General features: G+C 44.2%; 12 protein-coding genes. 11 read left to right on the top strand and 1 reads right to left on the bottom strand.

The window, feature by feature from the left end:
• Positions 1–24 precede the first annotated feature (24 nt).
• The 7 genes from AAE250_RS19530 to AAE250_RS19560 all read left to right on the top strand — a co-directional run bounded on the left by AAE250_RS19530 (position 25) and on the right by AAE250_RS19560 (position 14,033).
• Positions 25–1,227, top strand: coding sequence for a FecR family protein (locus tag AAE250_RS19530; protein ID WP_294599190.1), 1,203 nt, complete (start codon positions 25–27; stop codon positions 1,225–1,227).
• A 158-nt stretch (positions 1,228–1,385) separates the two neighbouring features.
• Positions 1,386–4,703 carry a TonB-dependent receptor gene (locus AAE250_RS19535; RefSeq protein ID WP_294599188.1) on the top strand — a complete coding sequence of 1,106 codons (3,318 nt, stop codon included), beginning with the start codon at positions 1,386–1,388 and terminating at the stop codon, positions 4,701–4,703.
• Between the two features lie 25 nt (positions 4,704–4,728).
• Complete coding sequence (locus AAE250_RS19540) at positions 4,729–6,525, top strand: RagB/SusD family nutrient uptake outer membrane protein (RefSeq protein WP_294599185.1); 1,797 nt, start codon at positions 4,729–4,731, stop codon at positions 6,523–6,525.
• A 37-nt stretch (positions 6,526–6,562) separates the two neighbouring features.
• Positions 6,563–7,408: a discoidin domain-containing protein gene (locus AAE250_RS19545; protein ID WP_294599182.1), complete on the top strand. Its 846-nt coding sequence runs from the start codon at positions 6,563–6,565 to the stop codon at positions 7,406–7,408.
• Positions 7,409–7,549: 141 nt separating this feature from the next.
• Positions 7,550–8,221 carry a zinc finger Ran-binding domain-containing protein gene (locus AAE250_RS19550; protein WP_294599181.1) on the top strand — a complete coding sequence of 224 codons (672 nt, stop codon included), beginning with the start codon at positions 7,550–7,552 and terminating at the stop codon, positions 8,219–8,221.
• A gap of 373 nt (positions 8,222–8,594) precedes the next feature.
• Positions 8,595–12,452 (top strand): TIM-barrel domain-containing protein, encoded by a 3,858-nt coding sequence (locus AAE250_RS19555; RefSeq protein ID WP_294599179.1) that lies wholly within the window; start codon positions 8,595–8,597, stop codon positions 12,450–12,452.
• Positions 12,453–12,491: 39 nt separating this feature from the next.
• The gene (locus AAE250_RS19560) at positions 12,492–14,033 is read left to right on the top strand and encodes a Gfo/Idh/MocA family protein (RefSeq protein ID WP_294599176.1); all 1,542 of its coding nucleotides are present in this window, start codon (positions 12,492–12,494) and stop codon (positions 14,031–14,033) included.
• Between the two features lie 5 nt (positions 14,034–14,038).
• Here AAE250_RS19560 and AAE250_RS19565 read toward each other — a convergent pair whose 3' ends face one another.
• Entirely contained in the window at positions 14,039–14,590 is a 552-nt protein-coding gene (locus AAE250_RS19565) for an RNA polymerase sigma-70 factor (protein ID WP_294599171.1), read from the bottom strand.
• Between the two features lie 217 nt (positions 14,591–14,807).
• On the opposite strand from AAE250_RS19565, the gene AAE250_RS19570 reads away from it, so the two are divergent.
• From AAE250_RS19570 to AAE250_RS19585, 4 genes are read left to right on the top strand one after another with little or no spacing between them, the layout of a single operon-like run.
• The gene (locus tag AAE250_RS19570) at positions 14,808–15,773 is read left to right on the top strand and encodes a FecR family protein (protein WP_294599168.1); all 966 of its coding nucleotides are present in this window, start codon (positions 14,808–14,810) and stop codon (positions 15,771–15,773) included.
• Between the two features lie 12 nt (positions 15,774–15,785).
• Positions 15,786–19,049 carry a SusC/RagA family TonB-linked outer membrane protein gene (locus AAE250_RS19575; RefSeq protein ID WP_294599166.1) on the top strand — a complete coding sequence of 1,088 codons (3,264 nt, stop codon included), beginning with the start codon at positions 15,786–15,788 and terminating at the stop codon, positions 19,047–19,049.
• A gap of 13 nt (positions 19,050–19,062) precedes the next feature.
• Complete coding sequence (locus tag AAE250_RS19580; RefSeq protein WP_294599163.1) at positions 19,063–20,787, top strand: RagB/SusD family nutrient uptake outer membrane protein; 1,725 nt, start codon at positions 19,063–19,065, stop codon at positions 20,785–20,787.
• Positions 20,788–20,806: 19 nt separating this feature from the next.
• On the top strand, positions 20,807–22,354 hold the full coding sequence (locus AAE250_RS19585; RefSeq protein ID WP_294599161.1) for a sulfatase family protein: 1,548 nt from the start codon (positions 20,807–20,809) through the stop codon (positions 22,352–22,354).
• The last annotated feature ends 5 nt before the right edge of the window (positions 22,355–22,359 follow it).

Raw genomic sequence — 22,359 nt, forward strand, 5'->3', positions numbered from 1 at the left:
TCATATTAATATACTGTCATAGTAATGGAAGATAATAAAAGAAAAGACAAGGCTATTTACGACTCGCTGGCATCCTTCTTGGATGACCGTTCTGCGACTCCCGATGGGAACGCTCCCCAACCGGAAGAAGAGGAATTGCAGAAACTGGTTTTCTTGTGGGACGAATGCAATCCGCCTGAGGCTGATACTGAAGGAGTGTGGGAGAAAACACTTCGGAAGATTCAGAGCGAGGGAACACCGGAAGTCGTTCGCGCTAAGAAACGTCCGGCCATCTTGCCTGCATGGGCTTTGGTTGCGGCATCGATAGCGCTTCTGATAGGGTTTGCTTATTTCTTCCATCGAGGAGAGGCAATAGAAGATGAAAAGGCAAAGATGGAGCAATTAATGCTTGCTGCTACGGCCGACGATGACGTGAAAGAAGTTACACTGGTAGTTTCGGATAAGAAGAAAATAGAAATAGCCAATAACTCCAAGGTAGCTTATACACCGGGCGGACAGGTGCAGGTAAACTCCACCAAAGTAGATGAGGAGGCCGTTGCGGAAGAAACGACTGCAACGGAAAAGAAAGAAGAGGTTGCCGAAGAATACAATCAGATTATTGTTCCCAAGGGACGGCGTTCTATGATTGTGCTTGCCGATAATAGTAAGATATGGATAAACTCCGGCAGTAAAGTGATTTATCCGCGTTCTTTCAAAGGTGAGAAAAGGCAGATTTATGTAGAAGGTGAAGTTTACCTGAAAGTGGCGCGTAACGAAGCGATGCCTTTTGTTGTAAATACGTCAGCCTTTGAAGTAGAGGTATTGGGAACATCTTTCAATGTTGCCGCTTATAAAAATGCTGCCGAGGCATCTATTGTGTTGGTAGAAGGTGCGGTGGACGTGAAAGACTGCTCTGAACGGCATGTAAGGATGAATCCTAATGAACGGGTGGAGCTGAACGAGGCGGGCATTTCGAAAAAAGAGCATGTGGATGCATCCGAGTTTATATATTGGGTAGACGGTATATGGGTATTGAAGGGCAAACCATTGAAGGAAGTGCTTCAATATCTTACCGAATATTACGGACAAAAAGTTTGTTGTTTACCCTCTGTTGAGGACGAACCTTTTTATGGAAAACTTTTCCTGAATGAGGAACTGAATAAAGTATTGGAATCAATCAAGCAAACATTACCTGAGGCATTTGCCACCCGGGAGGATGTGGTTTATATAGATAACAGCAATTATTGAAAAGTATAGTGTTAACCTTAAAATGTAGAGAAATGAAGAGACTTCAAAAAGAGTAAAACAATCTTATTAAAAAGTAGTCGGACAATACTACCAATATTGCCCGACTGAAAATGATTTTAATTAGACCTATTTTTAGTAACCAAAATCAGTACGAAAGTATGAAAAAGAAGACGACTTCTAGTCGGATGAGGGGGTATTTTATATCTCTTTATCTATTAATTAGTGTTTTTTTAGTAATGGAGGGTACCTTGTTCCCCCTTTATGCCGCAGATTATCGCGGCTCTGAAAACGAACAAAGAGTAACAACCGCACAGACGGTGAAAGAAGTGTTCAGTTATATTGAACAGAACAGCAACTTCGTCATTCTGTATTCCAAAGGAACTTTATCGGAATTGGACAAAAAGGTTTCCATCAATATGAATGGAAAGAAGGTGGAGGATATTCTGAAAGAACTTTCCTCGGCCACCGGTCTGGAGTACAAGATCAACGACCGACAGATTACCGTGGCAAGAAAAGCTCCGGCACCACAGCCGCAGCAGAGTAATCCTGAAATTAAAGTAACCGGACAGGTGTTTGACGAAAACGGTGAAACGATTCCGGGAGCTAATGTTACGGTAAAAGGTAATAGCGGAATTGGAACGGTGACCGATTTGGATGGTAATTTTACTTTGAGTGTCCCTCGTGGCTCAGTTTTGGTCGTGTCATTTATCGGATATGTATCACATGAGTATACTGTAAAAAATGCAGAGAAGATGGCCGTAAAACTAGTGCCTGATTCTCAGGCATTAGAGGAAGTTATTGTCGTTGGTTATGGAATGCAACGTAAAAGTTCTTTGACTGGCTCTGTTACTGCTATAAAATCAGAAAAGCTGAAAGACGTTACTACTCCCAGTGTAGCTGATATGCTGCAAGGTAAAGTTGCTGGTGTGGCTGTATCACCTGTCTCTGGACAACCGGGTGCTGGTGTTAGCGTCCGCATTCGTGGTACCGGTTCTATTGAAGGAAATAAAGATCCGTTATGGGTGATTGATGGTGTGGTAGGTAATGCTGTTGCTGAACTTAACCCGAACGATATAGAAACTATTTCTATTTTAAAAGACGGTTCAGCTACTGCACTCTATGGTTCCCGTGGTGCTAATGGTGTAATCCAAGTTACTACTAAGCGTGGAGTGGCTGGTGCTTCTTCTGTTGATGTATCTGCCAAATTCGGTGTGTCTACCTTGCAGAAAGGGAAACTTAAAATGATGAACGGTGCAGAATATTATGATTACTTGAAAACAGCCTATGAGAATGCAAATAAGGAATTGCCATCCTATCTTCAACCTTATTTGAGGAATCAGAATTTTGATTGGTGGGATGTTGCCACCCAGAATGCTCTTACACAGAACTATAACATAGCTTATAGATATGGAAATGATAAGATTAAATCGTATATATCTGCTGATTACTATAATGAAGAGGGTGCCATTAAAGGATTTGACTATGATCGTTTCACGTTGAGAGTTAATACAGACTATGTGGTTAATCCCAAATTGACATTGAAAAGTAAGATATCGGCTAGCTATAAAGAAACATTTTCTCAAGAACATTCATTGAGTTATTATGGTAATTCTCCTTGGGATTCTCCATACAACTCTAAAGGTGAATTGAAAACAGGTAGAGAAGGTACTCCTTCAGCTGAGGATGCGGCTACGGCCGATCCGCGTGATTATTGGTACTCTGATGGCGGATATAACTATTTGTCTGAAATAGATTTGTATTGGAATAAACAACGTACTAATGCGGTAGATCTTGGAGTAGGCTTTGATTACAAGATTTTTGATTTCCTGACTTTTGAATCCAATAACAAATTCGGATTCAGAAATAGTTATTATGATAACTATGTAGATCCGCAAAGTACATCTGGTACTTCTCTAGGTGGCTCTATTAAAAATAGTTATGTCACGAGCCGTTCCATTTATACCAGCCAGATGCTACGCCTTCTGAAGACATTTAATGAGGTACATGAAATTAATGCTTTTTTAGGGTACGACTACGATGAGTATCGCTACTTTGATGGGGCTGGTACTGCTTATAATATCTATCCGGGAGCTGAGATTTTGAATGCTGGTTCTGGAGATCCGAAAATTTCCGGTAGTAAATGGGAAGAAAGGAATGCAGCTTACTTTTTCAATGGTAACTATGCTTATGATGGTAAATATCTTTTCCAAGCGTCGTTTCGTGTAGATGGGTCTTCTCGCTTCGGTAGTAATAAGCGTTGGGCGCCTTTTTGGTCAATTGGTGGCGGATGGAATATACATAAAGAAAATTTTATCAGTCAACTAAGTTTTGTAAATGAATTGAAAGCTCGTATATCTTATGGTATTACCGGTAATTTACCGGCACAAGCTTATGCGTGGGCTACCCCATTTTCAACTACTGCAAATTATGCTAATGAGATTGCATTCTTATCCAACTATATGGGAAACCCTGACTTGTCATGGGAAGAAACAGCTACATTGGACTTCGGTCTTGATATCCGGTTGTTTGACAGAGTTGGCATCACTTTCGATACTTACCTCAAGAAAGTAAAGAATTTGATTTATATGAAGCATTTGAGCGCCGTGACAGGATATAACCGTCAGTATGCTAACGATGGTAAATTGGAGAATAAAGGATTTGAAATAACCATCACTCCTGAGATTATCCGAAAGAAAGACCTTTATTGGGACGTAAGTTTCAATTTAGGATACAATAAAAATAAGATAACTCATTTGCCGCCGGGTGGAGGCGATTTGACGATGCAAGCTGTTGCTGTAGGATATCCTTACCTCAACTGGTATATGAGAGAATGGGCTGGAGTAGATGCTATGACTGGAACTCCGTTATGGTTCAAAGTGAATGAGGACGGGCAAAAAACTGTAACTGGCAATTGGAATGAAGCGACAAAAGTTTTATTGGATTCATCACCTTCTCCAAAATTTACAGGTGGTATTAATACGAACTTTAGCTGGAAAGGATTTTCATTCAATGCAAACTTTATCTTTAGTGCCGGAGCAAAAATTTATAACGGCAGACGTGCAGGGTCATTAGACCGTGATGCTGCACGCGAAACTCAGCCTCCAATGAAGTTGGCTAATGGATGGAACAGATGGGAAAAACCGGGTGACATAGCAACACATCCACAATTACTCATCAATGGTAATAATAATGCAGATGGGGAGTCAACCCGTTATTTGGAGAACGGTGATTTCTTTAAATTAAAGTCTTTGTCTGTTTCCTATAGTCTGCCGGAGAAATGGATAAAACCAGCCGGATTGAAAACTGCACGTATCATTGTAGGTGGTGAAAATTTGTTTACCATCACTAAGTTCTCTGGCGATGATCCCGAAATCTTGTTATCTTCAAGATTTAGTGGTACAACCAATTCGGATGACCAATCACAGCTTTATCCTACAGTAAGACGTTTTACGGTGGGAGTAAATGTTAGTTTCTAATTATAACCTAAAAAACGATAGATATATGAAAATAATATATGCATTAAGTACCTTCTGTCTGTCGCTTGCGTTAGCGGGATGCAGTTTGGACGCAAAGATGTACGATGGAGTGATGACAGAGGATGTAGATGCCCGTAATATCACTGAAATATCTCATGGCACTTACCGTATGTTGAAGAACGATAACGGTCTGATTGATGCCGGTACTTTCTTTTGGAATTATGGTGCTGACGATTTGTCATGGGGGGGAACTTCAACAGACCTTAAATTCAAGATGTACGATTATACCAGAGGTGGCTTGGCCACAAACAGTATTATTGAATACTGTTGGGAACTTGGTTACCGTGCTGTCGGGAACTGCAATCTTGTCATAGAATTGGTAAAAGGTCTTGGTAATGAAAGCACGGCTGAACATATAGTAACTATGGGTGAAAACTATTATCTGCGCGCATTATGTTACTTCTTGTTGGTCAACGAGTTTGGTCAGCCTTATTCCAATAATCCTACACAGAATCCGGGAGTACCGTTGAAACTTACAAGTGCTGCGGATGATATCCCTCGTAGCCGCGCTACGGTTGCTGAAGTTTATAATCAAGTTGTAAATGATTTGAAAGATGCAATCACGTATATGACTTTACCCAACGGAATGTCTCCTAAGAAAAATATCTATGCCACTAAAGAAGCTGCACAAGCATTGCTGGCGAGGGTATATCTCTATATGGAGAATTATGACGAAGCATACAATATGGCTGATGCGGTCATTAAATCCGGTCGGTTTGAGTTGGAAACCGGAAACCGCTACGCCACTTATCCGCAAATAGTTCCTGAAGATAATAAGGAAACAATTTTTGCCATACGTCGTACTAAACTAAAAGATGATGCCGGTTCAAGTCGTATAGGTGGTTTGTATATCAGAGTCGATGATAGTGGTTGGGAAGAAGTTTATGCTTCGTCAAGATATTTGGAATTACTAGAACTACACCTTAATGAAAAGGACATGCCTTTGGATTTGCGTAGCAAGTTCATTAGCAAACGCTATGTAGAAGATGGAGTAACAGACTATTCTCTTACAGGATATCCTGATAAAGAATATACAAACTGGACCTTTGCCTATGGCCTCAAACAATCTAACTCTATTCACTATGTATACAAACAACTGTCAATAACGAAACAAGCAGACGGTAGTTTTCGTATGAGTGATACAGATGCAGGTAACTTTCAAAGCCCTGTCATTCATGCTGAACCATACAATTTGGGCACTCGCTATTATGTAGTAGGAAGTGATGGTCTCAAGTATTACGGTCGTATTGAACCTAAAGTATTTGATGCTAAAACTAAGAATAATAAAGTGGAGGATTTCTTGGTATATCCTATCAACAAATGCTCTTACCAGGAGCAGACTACGCATCTGTGGTCGCCGGTCATCTCACGCTTAGCAGAAATGTATTTGATACGTGCTGAAGCTAATGCAGAACGTGGTCAGGTGCAAGCGGCACTGGATGATGTAAATGTGATTCGCCGCAGGGCTGGCATTCCGGAGTGGACTATTGCAAGTATGGCTACAGCAGAAAATGGTCAACCTAAGGATATTAAGAAGATTGTGGAAGAAGAGCGTATGCTGGAATTGGCATGGGAAGGGCACCGTCGTTTCGATATTTTCCGTAAACGTCAAACGCTGGATAGAAGATATCCGGGTGGTCATACTATGCAGAGTGCCGGTGATCAATTCTTATTGGTTCCTTACAACTCGCCTGCTGTATGTGAATATATTCCGACGCTTCAGTTCGATGCATATCCTTATGAATTAGAGCAGAATCCTTAATTTAAACTGAATTAATAACTTTAAAACAGATATACAGATGAAAAAGTTATCATATTTACTATTGTTTCTTTTATCAGCCATCGTGTGTGGATGCTCTGAAACGGAACAACCGTATGTAGGTTACATTGTTATCGAACGTGCCGTACTGGATGCATCGGCTAACTCAACTACAACAATAACTGCAGAAACCGATCTTTCTTCTCCTATTATTATGGAGTTGGAAGAAGGAGCAGACTGGTGTACAGTAACTTCTAAAGGTAAGGAAATTACCATAACTGCTAATTCGGCCAATACGGACAGCAATTATAGAACTGCAACTGTCAATGTCAGATGTGGTTATCGTGAGACCAGTTTCACGGTTTTACAGAAGTATGACGGTCAGGAATATCTGCAATACGATTGGACTCGCTGGACTGCTACCGGTAATGGTGTTGAATCCAGTGATGGTGGCGGTTATCCTAGTCTTTTCACGGAAGACCGTACAACATTTTGGCACAGCCAGTATTCCGGTAATCCTCCTTCACTTCCCTATTGGATAATTGTTGATATGAAGGAAGTCTTGGATATTGCAAAGTTTGATATTGGTAGAAGACATTATGCACCTAGCGGTGCAAATTATGCTACCGTAAAAACGATGAATATTTACGCTAGCACAGATAATGAGAATTTTACTCAAGTAGGTAGCTTTACTTTCCAATTGCCATGGACGGCACCTGATGGGACGGTAGTTACTGGTGCAACCAGTCCGTTAATACCGGGTTATGAAGAAGTGATACCATCACAACCGGTAACGGCACGCTATATAAAGCTTGAAATTACAGAGACCAATATGTCAAACAATGCTTGCCAGGTATCTTATTTCAAAGCATACGAGAAAATTTAAAGCTGCAATTCAGGCTAACCTTAAATAATAAATTATCTACGGAGGATGTCTTGAAAATAACTTCCGGCATCCTCCTTTTTGTTTGCTTAAAGGAAGATAGGACATAAAGGGATAGAACCCAATAACCTTAAAAATAAAGTCATGAAAAAGTATTATTTTATTTATTTGTTCTTCTTGTGTCTCATCACTACAAGTTGTGAGAATACAGTTCTTGAAGAAAATATTTCGGCTACACAATTGATAACTCGGAGTATTCCTAATGATTTCACCGATTACAATACTTATTTTTTAGATCTCTCTTCTATTGATAATGGATATGGAACAGAAAGTATGACGGGAACTTTAAAATCATACGGCAAAGAAGTAGAGTATCATTTTGCCTTATTTTGTGCTCTGACAGGTGATGTGAAATGCAAAATGGAAACGTCTGATGGTGATATAATTTATAATGGCCAAGCTCCTACTAAATCTATTTATGGCATAAGTGGGCAGATGGTTAGGTTTATTCACAAGAATCATTATCCAAATGGAGAAACTTATATTACTTTTAAAATAGAAAGAGGCTCTTCTAGCACTTTCAAAGATGCTGAAGCCAGACTTTTAGTGGAAAAGGTTGTATATAAGGGTGAACAGGTAACAACAGAACTGGATGGTTGCCAAGATATGTATCTCCGGATGACAGTCCGTGGAGAGCCTGGTTCCGGTTATCCAGACTCTGGTTCACCGGCTTATCACTGGACGTGTAAGAAATGTAACTTCTCCAACAGTATAAATACTCAGACCTGTTTGAATTGTGGTTCTAAGAAGCCCTAACTATATGTCTGAGTCTTTAATAACATAATTCTTTTAACCTTAATAATAATTTTCTATTGACCTTACATCAATCTCTGTGAGAAACTATACCTTATTCTGGTTTTATTCCTCTCCTCTTTGCATTTTGCAAAGCAGGAGAGGAAGTGCCGGAAACGTTCCCTTTATAGAAGTCGATAGTAATTCTATTATTGATAATATGCAGTGTGAAGTAATATCAGCAACAAATTGATCAGGTAAAAGCAGAAATTGTCTCTGAAAATTATCCCAAACCGGAACATTGTAATATCTTTGCAATAAAAGATGATAACATATCTGATTACAGGTAATAATCAATAACGTAACTTCTAACCAACATTAATATAAAACGTAAAGTATGAACAATCTATTTACTAACCTCGGAAGCTGGAAGGCAATGTCATTTGCTTTCGTCCTGCTTTTCCCTTCTCCTTATCTGGCAACGCAAGCTGTATGCGGAGAGAAGAACAGCGTTGAGGCAACACAGCAGATTCCCAGAATCGTCGGTGTGGCGAAAATCAATCCCACCACAGTTGAGGTCTTGTTCTCGGACAATCACCGTATGACCCTCGACTTCTATGGAGAAAACATCTTCAGAATGTTTCAGGACGACGACGGCATTCTCCGTGATCCGGAGGCAGAGCCTGAAGCAAAGATCCTGGTAAACCAACCTCGCAAGAACGTAACACAACTCGATGCGAAAGACACGGCCGGAGCCGTAATCATCTCTACCGGGAAGATTGAAGTGCAGATAGACAAGGCTACCTCACTGATGAAAGTTGTCAATCTGGTAACCGGTAACACTGTAATGGAAGCAGCAGCCCCCATACTTTTTGAGAAAGATAAAGTAACCGTAACCCTGAAGGAAAATCCACAGGAATATTTCTATGGCGGCGGCGTGCAGAACGGACGCTTCTCCCACAAAGGCAGAGCCATTGCCATCGAAAACCAGAATAGCTGGACAGATGGCGGCGTGGCATCGCCCAATCCTTTCTACTGGTCGACAAACGGCTATGGCTTGATGTGGCACACTTTTAAAAGAGGTGTTTACGACTTCGGCCGAGAAGAAAAAGGCATTGTGAAACTCTCTCACCAAACAGACTATCTGGACCTCTTTATCATGGTCAATGACGGTGCAGTACCTCTGCTGAACGATTATTACCAGCTTACCGGAAATCCGGTGCTGCTTCCTAAGTTCGGTTTCTATCAAGGTCACCTCAATGCCTACAACCGCGACTACTGGACGGAAGATGAAAACGGAATCCTTTTTGAGGACGGAAAGCGTTACAAAGAAAGCCAGAAGGAAAACGGTGGCATCAAAGAATCGCTGAACGGAGAGAAGGATAACTACCAGTTCTCCGCCCGTGCCGTGATAGACCGCTACAAACAACATGACATGCCTCTGGGCTGGCTGTTGCCTAACGATGGCTATGGAGCCGGTTACGGTCAGACGGGAACGCTGGACGGTAATATCCAGAACCTGAAGAGCCTGACAGACTATGCCCATCAGAATGGTGTGGAAATCGGTCTTTGGACACAGTCCGACCTGCATCCCAAAGCCGGTGTGGAAGCTTTGCTCCAAAGAGACATCGTGAAAGAAGTAAGAGATGCAGGCGTGCGTGTCCTAAAGACGGATGTGGCCTGGGTAGGTGCCGGTTACTCGTTCGGCTTGAACGGCATCACGGATGTGGCACAAATCATGACGTATTATGGAAACGATGCGCGTCCGTTCATCATCAGCCTTGACGGCTGGGCGGGCACACAGCGCTACGCCGGAATATGGTCGGGCGACCAGACGGGCGGTAACTGGGAATATATCCGTTTCCATATCCCGACCTACATCGGTTCGGGCCTTTCGGGAAATCCCAATATCACTTCGGATATGGACGGCATCTTCGGCGGAAAGAACCTCGTTGTCAATACACGAGACTTCCAGTGGAAGACTTTCACCCCCATGGAACTGAATATGGACGGCTGGGGAGCAAACGAAAAATATCCTCATGCTTTGGGCGAACCTGCCACTTCCATCAACCGCTGGTATCTGAAGCTGAAGTCGGAAATCATGCCGTATGCTTATAGCATTGCCAAGGAAGCCGTGGACGGTCTGCCGATGATTCGTGCCATGTTCCTGGAATATCCCAATGCCTACACGCTGGGCAAGGCTACGCAATATCAGTATCTCTATGGTCCGTATTTCCTTGTAGCCCCTGTATATCAGTCTACCAAGGCCGATGAGCAAGGCAACGACATCCGCAATGGCATCTATCTGCCCGAAGGCGAATGGGTGGACTACTTCTCGGGTGACGTATATCAAGGCGGATGCATCATCAATAATTACGCTTCACCGCTTTGGAAACTCCCTGTCTTTGTGAAGAACGGAGCCATTATCCCCATGACGTCCCCCAATAACAACGTCAAAGAAACAGACAAAAATTTGCGTATATACGAACTTTATCCTTACGGACAGAGCTCATTCACCGAGTATGATGACGATGGTATCTCTGAAGAGTACAGAGCTGGCAAGGCAGTAACTACCCTGATAGAATCGAATGTCGGACCTAAAGGCGATGTTACCATCACCATTCATCCGGCTCAGGGAGACTTTACGGGTTTTGTAAAGGAGAAAGCCACCGAACTGAGAATCAACGTTACGGAGAAACCCAAGAAACTCGCTGCCACTATCGGCAAGAGCAAGATTAAGCTTACCGAAGCCGGTTCTTTGGAAGAGTTCCTTAAAGGCGAAAACGTTTACTTCTATGATGCTGCTCCTAATCTGAACAAATTTGCTACCCAAGGCAGCGAGTTTGCCAAGGAAATCATCACGAAGAATCCTCAACTGCTGGTCAAGCTGGCTCCTGCCGACATCACTGCCGGACCAACTACACTGAATATTCAGGGATTCGTATTTGCTCCGGCTGACAAGTACAGAGTGTCTTCCGGCATGCTGACTGCTCCCAAGGCACAGATCACCGATGAAAATACGAAGGCTTATACTTTGAACCCGACTTGGGCTAAGGTGGACAATGCCGACTTCTACGAGATAGAATTCGATGGCATGCTTTATTCTACCATTACGGATACGGAACTTTTGTTCGAGGGACTGAAAGCAGAAACTGCATATTCTTTCAAGATTCGTGCCGTGAACAAGGATGGTGTTTCCGATTGGGCTGAGTTTGGTGCAACAACCAAGCAGAATCCGCTTGAATTTGCCATAACAGGTATTGTAGGAGAAACTACAGCCAAGAACCAGGGCCGTTCACTCAGAAGATTGTTCGACTTTGAAGAAGGAGAACTGTGGCATACGGCATACAATGAAAAGGCCGTTCCGTTCGACCTGATTATGGACTTGAAGTCTATCAACCAGGTAGATAAGTTCCACTACATGCCTCGCGACAATGCCGGAAACGGAACATTGCTGAAGGGTACGGTTTACTACAGTATGGATAAGGAGAACTGGACAGAAGCCGGTCCGTTCGAGTGGAAGCGCGACAATGAAGTGAAGGTATTCTCGTTTGGTCAGAAACCGACTGCACGCTACATCAAGATAAGCGTCAGCGAAGCGGTAGGCAACTATGGCTCGGGTCGTGAAATCTATGTGTTCAAGGTGCCTGAAACGGAAAGCTATCTGCCGGGCGATATCAACCATGACAGATTGATCGATGAAAACGACTTGACTTCGTATATCAACTATACCGGATTGAGACAAGGCGATGCTGACTTTGAAGGTTATATCAGCCGGGGTGACCTGAACGCTAACGGATTGATCGATGCTTACGATATCTCTGCCGTAGCTACGCAACTCGAAGGCGGCGTAGAAGGTGGAAAGGTAGAGAAAGCAGACGGAACCATCGGCATCAGCACTGCGAAACGTACTTATGCTAAAGATGAAACAGTTGAAATCCTCGTAAAGGGTACGGGGCTGCGTTCGGTGAATGCACTCAGTTTTGCGCTTCCTTACGATCCTGCCGATTACGAGTTCGTAGGCATAGAGTCGAAAGGCATGAAGGAAATGAGGAATATGACGAACGACCGTTTGCACACGAATGGCGTGAAGTCTCTGTACGTTACCTTTGTGAATATCGGCAATCGTGAAACGCTGGAAGGTGACGCTGACTTGCTGGTCATCCGGTTCAAGGCTAAGCGGAATGTGAAGTTCAATCTTCAGGCAACCGACGGATATCTGGTGGACAAGCAGATGGGAGTTCATCAGTTCTGAAAAAATATTCATTCATTATTAATTTTAAATCAGTAAATCATGAGAAAAATTGGAACACTATTGTTGGGTATGTGCTTCATACTTGGTGCATGTACAGCTCAAACTTCTACCGTACAGACATCGGAGAAGGGGACGCAATGGGAATGGGAAGCCGGAACCATTGTAGTTAAAACCCCCGAACGTCCGGCCGGACAAAAAAGTGTATTGGGACTGACTCTCCCGAAGATGGATGTAGTGCGTGTTGGTTTCGTGGGATTGGGTATGCGTGGACCCGGTGCGGTAGAGCGCTTTACTTATATTCCCGGAACGCAGGTTGTAGCTCTTTGCGACTATGAGCAAGCACGTGCGGAAAGATGCCAGAAACTTCTTGAGAAAGCTTCTTTGCCTAAGGCTGCTGTCTATTCGGGCGCTACCGGTTATGAGGAACTCTGCAAACGTGATGATATAGATCTGGTTTATATCGCTGCCGACTGGTTGCACCACTTCCCCGTAGCCAAATGTGCTTTGGAGAATGGTAAGAATGTAGCCATCGAAGTACCTTCGGCCATGAACCTGGAAGAATGCTGGGCGTTGATCAATCTGAGCGAGACTACCCGCAAGCACTGCATGATTCTGGAGAACTGCTGCTATGACTGGTTCGAAATGAATACGCTGAATATGGCCCAACAAGGTGTGTTCGGTGAGGTAATCCGTGCACAGGGCGCCTATATCCACAACCTGGAACCGTTCTGGGATCATTATTGGAAGAATGGCGAGAACGATAAACTGGGCTGGCGTCTGGAATATAACATGAAGCATCGTGGTGACGTATACGCTACTCATGGCCTCGGTCCCGTAGCGCAAGCTCTTGATATCCACCGCGGCGACCGCATGACGACTTTGGTTGCCATGGACACTAAGTCTGTTGTCGGCAAAGAGCTGGTAGAGCAAAGAACCGGTCAGGAATGTAAGGACTTCCGTAATGGCGACCATACTACAACGATGATTCGTACCGCCAATGGAAAGGTTATCGAAATCCAGCACGACGTAATGACTCCGCAGCCTTACAACCGTTTGTACCAGCTTACAGGTACGAAGGGTTTTGCCAACAAATATCCGGTTGAAGGTTATGCCCTCGATGCCAAGCAGCTGACCGCTTCGGGTGTACAGCCTAAGATTGACGATTTGAACTCACACGGTTTTTTGCCGGAGGCTGAAATGGAGGCTTTGGTATCAAAGTACCAGCATCCTATCTTGAAGAAATACGGTGAAATGGCCAAAGAAGTCGGCGGTCATGGCGGTATGGACTTTGTGATGGACAGCCGTCTGGTATATTGCCTGCAGAACGGCTTGCCTTTGGACATGGATGTTTACGACCTTGCTGAATGGTGCTGCCTTGCCGAACTGGGCGAACTTTCTATGGACAATGGTTGTGCTGCCGTTGCCTTCCCCGATTTTACTCGTGGTGAATGGAATGTAGTGAAAGGTTATAAACATGCTTATGCAAGTCCCGAAGACGAAAAGGCAAGCATGGAGAAAGCCGAGGCATTTACTGCCAAGCTGAAAGAGCAGGGTGCCAAGGAATGGGCACAGGAGAAGTAATATCTCTAACAGACCAGCATAAATAGCATGTACAATTGCAGATTCTTTTTCAGAAATTTCAGTGCATCGCCGATATGGCGTTCCACTGTCTTTTCTGAAATCTGCAATCGTGCTGCTATTTCTTTATAAGTAAGGTGTTCTTCCCTACTCAGAATGAACACCTCCCGTTGTCGTGGAGATAACTTTTCCAACAGTGCATCCAATTGGTTCCGCAAATCCGAGGCTTCCAGCTCCTCTTCTATATTGTATGATTCTCCCATGGCTTCCAGTACCGTCAGTTGATAAAAAGCCTCGTTGAAAAACCGACGGGAGTTATTGAATATGAGATTGCGGGTAATAATAAAAAGATATCCTTCCAGATTTTTATTTTCATCAATCAGGTCACGTCCTTCCCAAAGCTTTATAAATACTTCTTGTACAATCTCTTCTACCTCTACGGAAGATGTATTGTACAAATTCGTAAAATTATAAACCCTCCGCCAGTTCTGCTTGTATAAAGATTCGAAGGCTTTGGAGTCTCCTGCTTTTAGGGCCAGTATTGTCTCCCTGTCATTCATATTATGAAATATTACAAAACAAAAGTAATAAAACTATTTAAAAGCGAAAGGTTCTTTAAACTTTTTCTTCTCAATTCTCCTCGTTCGGATGCTAAAATAACTTTCCTCTAAGAAAATTAAAAAAAAGAAGGTTTTGACTGGGGGGATATCCGCTTGTATGTGTATTTATAGTAGAATAGGTAAAATGTCATAGAATTAAAACACAAAAGAAATAGGTATGAAAGAACAAGGAGTTAAAGATTTAGGCAAGAAAATCCTTTCGGAGCAGGCAACACCGGAAGAGAGGAAGCGGTTTCTTGAGATGGAAGAAATGAGAAATCTTATGAAACGCCAATGGGATAGCAGTGACGGTAAATTTGCTGACGCAAAAGTTGAAAAACGGATGTGGAAACAAATAGCCGGTCAATGTAAACTTGAGAGATCTCACCAAAGTCGGAGAATAGCGCTGTTATGTTGTGCGGCAAGTATAGCTGCTCTGTTGGTGATAGGTGCTTTTTATTTTACAGGAGGAAATAAAAATATTGATAGGATGGAATATGTGAGTGTTGTTGCCAATGAAGCCCGCGTCCTGTCATTGCCGGATCAAAGCAAGGTATGGATGCAGCCGGGAAGTACGGTTCGGTATGCACAAACGTTCAATGAGAAGCGGGATGTATGGCTGGAAGGCGATGCTACTTTTGAAGTAACCAAGCAGGCCGGACGCACATTCAGAGTTCATATAGCACAAGCATTTATTGAGGTGAAAGGAACCGTTTTTCATGTAAATAATCGAAATAAAGAGATGAGTAAAGTCATATTGTATAACGGAAAAGTGGATTTTCATTCGCAGGCAGACGGAAGAGTCGTTGCTATGAAGCCGAGTGAATGCCTTACCTACCACTCCAATGGTGACATTGTGATGAACGAGATAGGTAACATCTACTGGCAGGACGGTATGTATAAATTTGCTTATACAAGGTTGGACTCGCTGATAGGCACCATCAAGGAAGTTTATGATATAGATATAGAACTGGCTGCAGATATTCCCGGCCATTACCTGTTTAACGGGGCAATATATTACAATGAACGCCCGTCGGAAATCGCGGAAAAGATCTGTTATACCATGAATTTGAAATATAAGAGAGAGAACGGCAAATTAATTATTTACAAACCTAAAGAGATAAAAAAACTCAAGTCTAACTAAAAACGAAAGAGCATGAAAAGTTGTTTTTACACTTTCAAAGGACGCTTTCAAAAGGCAATCCTACTATTAGTGCTTCTTGTACCTGTTACTGTCTTTGCTGCTCAAGGACAGATTGTGGTCAGAGGTAAGTCGCTTACGTTAAAACAAATCATTCAGCAGATTGAGAAGAACAGTAATTACACTTTCTTCTACAGAGTTGCCGATTTAGACAAGGCCGGCAAGCGAAACATTGACTGCGAGGGTGATATTGAAGAGGTACTGTCTACCGTATTCAAGGACAATCATATTAAATATATGATTAAGGGGAATGAGGTTATATTGAAAAGTGAGGTTCAGGAGAGCGTTTCTCCTGCCGTGCAGCAGCAAAGCAAGCAGGTTACCATCAAAGGTGTGGTCAGAGACCAGACCGGAGAAACCGTTATCGGTGCGTCGGTGGTGGAAAAGAACAATCCGGGCAATGGTACTGTTACCGACCTGGACGGCAGGTACACTTTGACCGTATCGGAAGGAGCCGAATTGACCATCAGCTACATCGGCTATACCTCAACAAGCTATGTCTTGAAACCAGGTGTAACCCAATATGATGTGACCCTGAGAGAAGATTCGCAAGCCCTCGACGAAGTAGTTGTAGTGGGATATAGTACACAGAAAAAAGAGAGCCTGACCGGTTCCATGCAAGTCGTAAAACAAGATAAATTGCTCGACGTCACTACTCCTTCGGCAGAAAATCTGCTGAGCGGTAAAGCTCCGGGAGTATATGTCAATGGTGGTTCGGGACAGCCCGGCTCTACGGGTAAGATTGTGATCCGCGGAAAGGCTACCGTCAATGGTGGCACCGACCCGCTTTGGGTGGTAGACGGAGTGCTGGTAGGCAGTGGCGCCGGCAATCTGAATCCGGCCGATATCGAGTCTATTTCCGTATTGAAAGATGCGGCCTCTACAGCGATATATGGTTCAATGGGTGCCAACGGTGTAATTGTGGTGACAACAAAGAAAGGCAAATCCGGAAAAGCCCAGATCCGCTTATCTGCCAAGACCGGTATTTCCCAGCTGAACACAGGAGGATTTTCTGTGATGGATGGTGCCGAGCTGTATGACTATTACAAATCTTTCTCCAATCAGGAATCCATTGTTTTCCCGCAATATACCCCCGAATTGCGTAATAAGAACTTTGATTGGTGGGACTGTGCCACTCATTTGGGTGTTGCCCAGGACTATAATATTTCGGCTTCGGGCGGTACCGATAAAATGAAGAGTTATGTATCTCTGGGGTTGTATGATGAAAGCGGTGCTGTAAAGGGCTTTGACCTGACCCGCTATAATTTCCGCTTTAATGTGGATTATCAGATGACCGACTGGCTGAAAATAAAGCCGTCTGTGTGGGGAGCCCGTCGTGACGTGACCAACAAGCAGCACAATGTGGCTGCCATGTATTCCTGCCTGCCTTGGGACAGCCCATACGATGAGAACGGCGAGCTTTATCAGGAATCGCAGCCTACGGAGTGGATTTCTCCTAAGATGGGCAATTATCTCTACAACTTGCAGTGGAACAGTACCGAAAGTACGGCTTATGAATTTATGGGCAATTTTGACTTTGACATCAAGATTACCGACTGGCTGACTTTTTCTTCCGTGAACAACTATAAATATGGCAATACGGTCCAGAAGATCTATACAGACCCCCGCTCGGCAGGCGGAAAAGCTGATAATGGTTTGCTGGAGGATTACAAAAGTGACTATTACCGTCTTTACACCAACCACTTGTTGCGTTTCAACAAGGTGTTTGGGAAGCACTCCGTAAATGCATTGCTGGCTTATGAGTTCAATTCCTATACAGGAACAGTGACTTCGCAGACAGCATCCGGGTTCCCTCCGGGCTTTACGGTAGCCGATGTGGCCACTACACCGAAAAAAGTAAGCGGTTCGCAGCAGGAATGGGCAGTGCAATCTTACTTCCTCAATGCCAACTATGCTTATGACAATAAGTATCTAGCTCAGGTATCAGTCCGCCGTGATGGCGCTTCCAACTTTGGCGAGAATGCCCGTTACGGTACATTCTTCTCAGTCAGCGGCGGCTGGAACATTAACCGTGAAGCATTCTTCCACGCCGACTGGGTGAACCAGTTGAAACTGAGAGCCAGTTACGGTTCGGTAGGTGCCCGTCCCGGCAGTCTCTACCCGCAATATGCTCTTTATAATATTACCGACGGCTACAATGGAGTGCCCGGTGCCATGATGTCGCAGATTGGCAATAAAGACCTGACTTGGGAAAAGACATATACACTGGGCATCGGTCTGGATGCGATGTTTTTCGACAGAGTCAGCCTGACGCTGGATTATTATCAGAAGAAAACGACCGATTTGCTTTATAACGTACCGGTTTCGGGTGTAACAGGCTGGTCTTATAATTATAAGAATGTAGGCGAGGTTGAGAATAAAGGATTTGAAGCAACTCTTGGTGTGGATATCATCAAGAATAAAGACTGGAACTGGAATGTATCCGCCAATATTGCTACAAACAAGAATAAGATAAAGAAACTCTATGGTGACAAATCGGAGATTATCATAAACAATGCCCAGTCGGGTATCGTAGGGCCGGCAGACAAGATATTGAAACCCGGATATGACATCGATTCGTGGTATACGACAGAATGGGCAGGTGTTGATCCCGCCAATGGAGACCCGTTGTGGTACATGACGGATGAAGACGGTAAACGCGTGAAGACGAACAAGTATGCGCTGGCTTCAAAGAATCCGGTTATCTGTGGTTCTTCCAATCCCGATTTCTATGGTGGTTTCTCTACCTCACTGTCGTGGAAAAACTTTGATTTATCCGCTATCTTCGGTTATTCCGTAGGTGGAAAAATCTATAACTATATGCGTATGGAGTTCGACTCGGACGGTGCCTATACCGACCGTAACCAGATGAAACTGAAAGACGGCTGGAGCCGCTGGGAGAAAGAAGGAGATATTGCCACACATCCTAAAGCCGTGTATGGCAACACATCCAATTCAAACAGTGTTTCTTCCCGTTATCTGGAGACTGCCAGTTATTTGCGTTTGAGAAACCTGACTATCGGATATAACATACCGGTGAAGAAGTATATCAACCAACTGAGGGTATATGTTTCCGGTGAGAATCTGTTTGTCGTATCCGGCTTCTCGGGCATCGATCCGGAAGTTCCGCCGTTGAACAATGGTGCAGGTACAGGTGTGGCTTCTTCAGTTTATCCTCAAACTCGTAAATTCATGTTAGGATTGAACATATCTTTATAAAATAATTACACTTATGAAAAAAATATATATGGCAGCACTGGCTGCACTTACCCTTTTCGTTAGCGGGTGTGATATTGAACGCCTTCCCTATGGCAGCTATTCGGCTGAGACCATCCAGAAAGACAAGGCACAGGCAATGGATATTTTGTTGAACGGATGTTATGCGCAGTTACGTTCGGCTACTGACGTCATGCATCGCACGGGTGAATATCCGGGCGACAACATCATGAAGCAGAATGCAACTACCAACAATTTCAGTCAGTATATGTCCTACAAGCATACGGCCGGTAATAATCACTTGCCCGGTGTGTGGAACAATGGATATAAGATTATTGCGCAGGCAAGCAATTTGATAAAGATGATTGATGAGGGAGAATCTCCTGAAGTCGATCAGAAACTGGGTGAAGCTCATTTCATGCGTGGCATGATGTATTTCTATCTGTGCCGCATTTTCGGTATGCCTTATTATCAGTCACCGGAGTCGCATCTGGCAGTACCTATTGTAGATATTCCCGACAACCTGGATGGCCTGGTGTTGCCGGATCGTTCTACGGTGAAAGAAGTATACGCGCAGGCGGTAGCCGATTTGCGCAAAGGTGAGAAGCTGATGTCCGACTATCGCTCTGCGATATATGCTTCCAAGTATTCTGCCCAGGCACTGCTTGCCAAAGTATATGCCTATATGAGCGGTACTTATGAGAATCCTAATCAGACCTATGCCGATTCTTCTTATTATTATGCCAATGAAGTCATTAAGAGCGGGCAATTTTCCCTCTTGCCCCGTGATGTGTTTATGACTTACAACCAGATGACGCCGGACAATAGGGCTCAGGTAGAAACCATCTTTGCCGTGAAGCGTATGGATGCTGAAATCAGTAACTACAATCCGGTAATCGGTAGTATGTATGCCAGTATTCAGGATGTGGGCTGGGGAGAAATTTATGCCAGCAAGAAGTATCTGGATCTGCTGGACGAAACCGGATATAATGACTGGGCAAACGAAGACTTCATCGATGCCAGAGCCTCCTTTATCCATCCGCAGTATGCAGAAGATAAGAATACCGGGCAGAAAACCCGCGCTTTCCGTTTTGTCTACGAAATCTATAATGACAAGAATGAGTTGACAGGATATGGCTATCAGCAGCCTTCAATCGAAGAAAATGGCGGTACGCTGACAGCGGTATTCAGTGCTACGGAGAAATATCCTCTGGTTGCGGTAGATGCTGCCAATCATAAATACTCCATTGAGTATAAGGGAAAAACATACATCGGCGTCGATGACTACTATATAAAGCTGAACAATGGTTATCCGATGTTCTATAGCTATAAATGTTCTCTCGAAGACGGCATCCCGCAACTTCACTCTCCAATCGTTTCCCGTCTGGCAGAAATGTACTTGCTTTGCGCCGAGGCTGCTGCTAAGAAAGGCGATTACGAACTGGCAAGGACAAATCTGAATACGGTGCGAGAGCGTTCGTTGCCCGGTAAGGGATATGCTACGCTCAATGCAAGCAATGCAAAGGAACGTATTATGAAAGAGCGTCAGTTGGAGTTGGCTTATGAGGCTGACCGTGGTTTTGATGTGTATCGGGTAGGTGAGAGGATGATTCGCCGCTATCCCGGTTTCTATAACTCCATTTGGGAGATTGATCCGACCAGCCCGCTGGTGGTACAGCTCATTCCCCAGTCCGAAATAAATGCGTATCCCGGTACGTTGACCCAGAATCCTATCGAATAATAATATTAAAATATAGTATATGAGATTATTTAATTATACACTTGGTGTGCTGGCAGGAGCTTCCCTGCCGGCCACCGTTCTTGCCGGCCTTCCCGGTACGGCACAGAAGCAGCAGGCACAGAAACAGCCGAACGTTATTTTAATCGTAGCGGACGATTTGGGATATGGTGATTTGAGTTGCTACGGCGCTCACCGTATTCAGACTCCGGGAATGGACCGTGTAGCAAACGAAGGTATCCGGTTTACCCAGGGCTTCTGTACGGCAGCCACTTCTACCCCCAGCCGCTATTCAGTGATGACGGGGAAGTATCCTTGGACCAATGTTGATGCTAAAATCCTGCCGGGAAATGCCGCCTTGATTATCGATACGCAGAAAATCACGTTACCCAAAATGATGAAACAAGCGGGTTATACAACCGGTTCCGTAGGCAAATGGCATATCGGATTGGGTGACGGAAATGTGGATTGGAACAAGCACGTATATCCCGGAGCGGCTGAAATAGGTTATGATTACTCTTTCATCCAGGCAGCTACGAACGACCGCGTTCCGTGTGTGTTTCTGGAAAACGGAAGTGTGATAGGGCTCGATCCGGCCGATCCTCTTTATGTGGATTACCGGAAGAACTTCCCGGGAGAACCTACCGGAAAAGATAATCCGGAATTGTTGCGGATGCATCCCAGTGTGGGACATGCCGGCTCTATTGTGAACGGTGTGCCGCGCATCGGATTCCAGAAGGGAGGAAAGTCAGCACAATGGAAAGATGAGGAGATGGCAGAACTGTTCCTCAATAAGGCGAAGCAGTTTCTCGATGACAATAAAGACAAGCCGTTCTTCTTGTATTACGGTCTGCACCAGCCGCATGTTCCCCGTGTACCCAATGAAAGGTTTGCCGGTAAGTCCGGTATGGGACCCCGTGGAGACGTGATTCTGGAGGCGGATTGGTGCGTAAGCGAGTTCCTCAAGGAATTGGACAAACTGGGATTGGCTGAAAATACGATTGTGATTTTCACGAGCGACAATGGCCCTGTACTGGATGATGGCTATAAGGATGATGCTGTGGAATTGGTGGGCGACCACAAAATAGCCGGTCCTCTGCGTGGCGGCAAAACCAGCATGTTCGACGGTGGAACCCGTATTCCTTTCATGCTTCGCTGGCCGGCACAGGTAAAACCGCAAGTTTCCGACGCTTTTGTCTGCCAGATGGACTTGATGGCATCATTGGCCGCTTTGTTGGGACAGACTATTACGGATGAAGTCGATAGCCAGAACACGCTGGATGCTTTCCTGGGTAAGAGTAAGCAAGGACGTGAGGAACTGGTCATCGAAGGTATGTTCAACTATGCATACCGTCAGGGCGATTGGGCTTTGATACCGCCTTATTACAACCCCTATAGCAAGGAAGAAGGCGATTTCGTCGGCTTGGGATATGGATATAAGCTTTATAATCTGAAGAATGACATTGGCCAGAAAGAAAACCTGGCAGAGAAATACCCCAAGAAGTTAGGCGAAATGCTTAACCGCTTTGAGTACTTGAAAATGCATTCGGGTAAAGTAACCAGATATTAAACTTC

Origin of the sequence: Bacteroides sp. GD17 (assembly GCF_038448625.1) — a bacterium.
GTDB lineage: Bacteria > Bacteroidota > Bacteroidia > Bacteroidales > Bacteroidaceae > Bacteroides.

Coding starts and splice junctions, on each gene's coding strand:
- AAE250_RS19535 (WP_294599188.1), top strand. CDS start 1,386: ATGAAAAAGAAGACGACTTCTAGTCGGATGAGGGGGTATTTTATATCT.
- AAE250_RS19570 (WP_294599168.1), top strand. CDS start 14,808: ATGAAAGAACAAGGAGTTAAAGATTTAGGCAAGAAAATCCTTTCGGAG.
- AAE250_RS19585 (WP_294599161.1), top strand. CDS start 20,807: ATGAGATTATTTAATTATACACTTGGTGTGCTGGCAGGAGCTTCCCTG.
- AAE250_RS19575 (WP_294599166.1), top strand. CDS start 15,786: ATGAAAAGTTGTTTTTACACTTTCAAAGGACGCTTTCAAAAGGCAATC.
- AAE250_RS19550 (WP_294599181.1), top strand. CDS start 7,550: ATGAAAAAGTATTATTTTATTTATTTGTTCTTCTTGTGTCTCATCACT.
- AAE250_RS19530 (WP_294599190.1), top strand. CDS start 25: ATGGAAGATAATAAAAGAAAAGACAAGGCTATTTACGACTCGCTGGCA.
- AAE250_RS19560 (WP_294599176.1), top strand. CDS start 12,492: ATGAGAAAAATTGGAACACTATTGTTGGGTATGTGCTTCATACTTGGT.
- AAE250_RS19555 (WP_294599179.1), top strand. CDS start 8,595: ATGAACAATCTATTTACTAACCTCGGAAGCTGGAAGGCAATGTCATTT.
- AAE250_RS19580 (WP_294599163.1), top strand. CDS start 19,063: ATGAAAAAAATATATATGGCAGCACTGGCTGCACTTACCCTTTTCGTT.
- AAE250_RS19545 (WP_294599182.1), top strand. CDS start 6,563: ATGAAAAAGTTATCATATTTACTATTGTTTCTTTTATCAGCCATCGTG.
- AAE250_RS19540 (WP_294599185.1), top strand. CDS start 4,729: ATGAAAATAATATATGCATTAAGTACCTTCTGTCTGTCGCTTGCGTTA.
- AAE250_RS19565 (WP_294599171.1), bottom strand. CDS start 14,590: ATGAATGACAGGGAGACAATACTGGCCCTAAAAGCAGGAGACTCCAAA.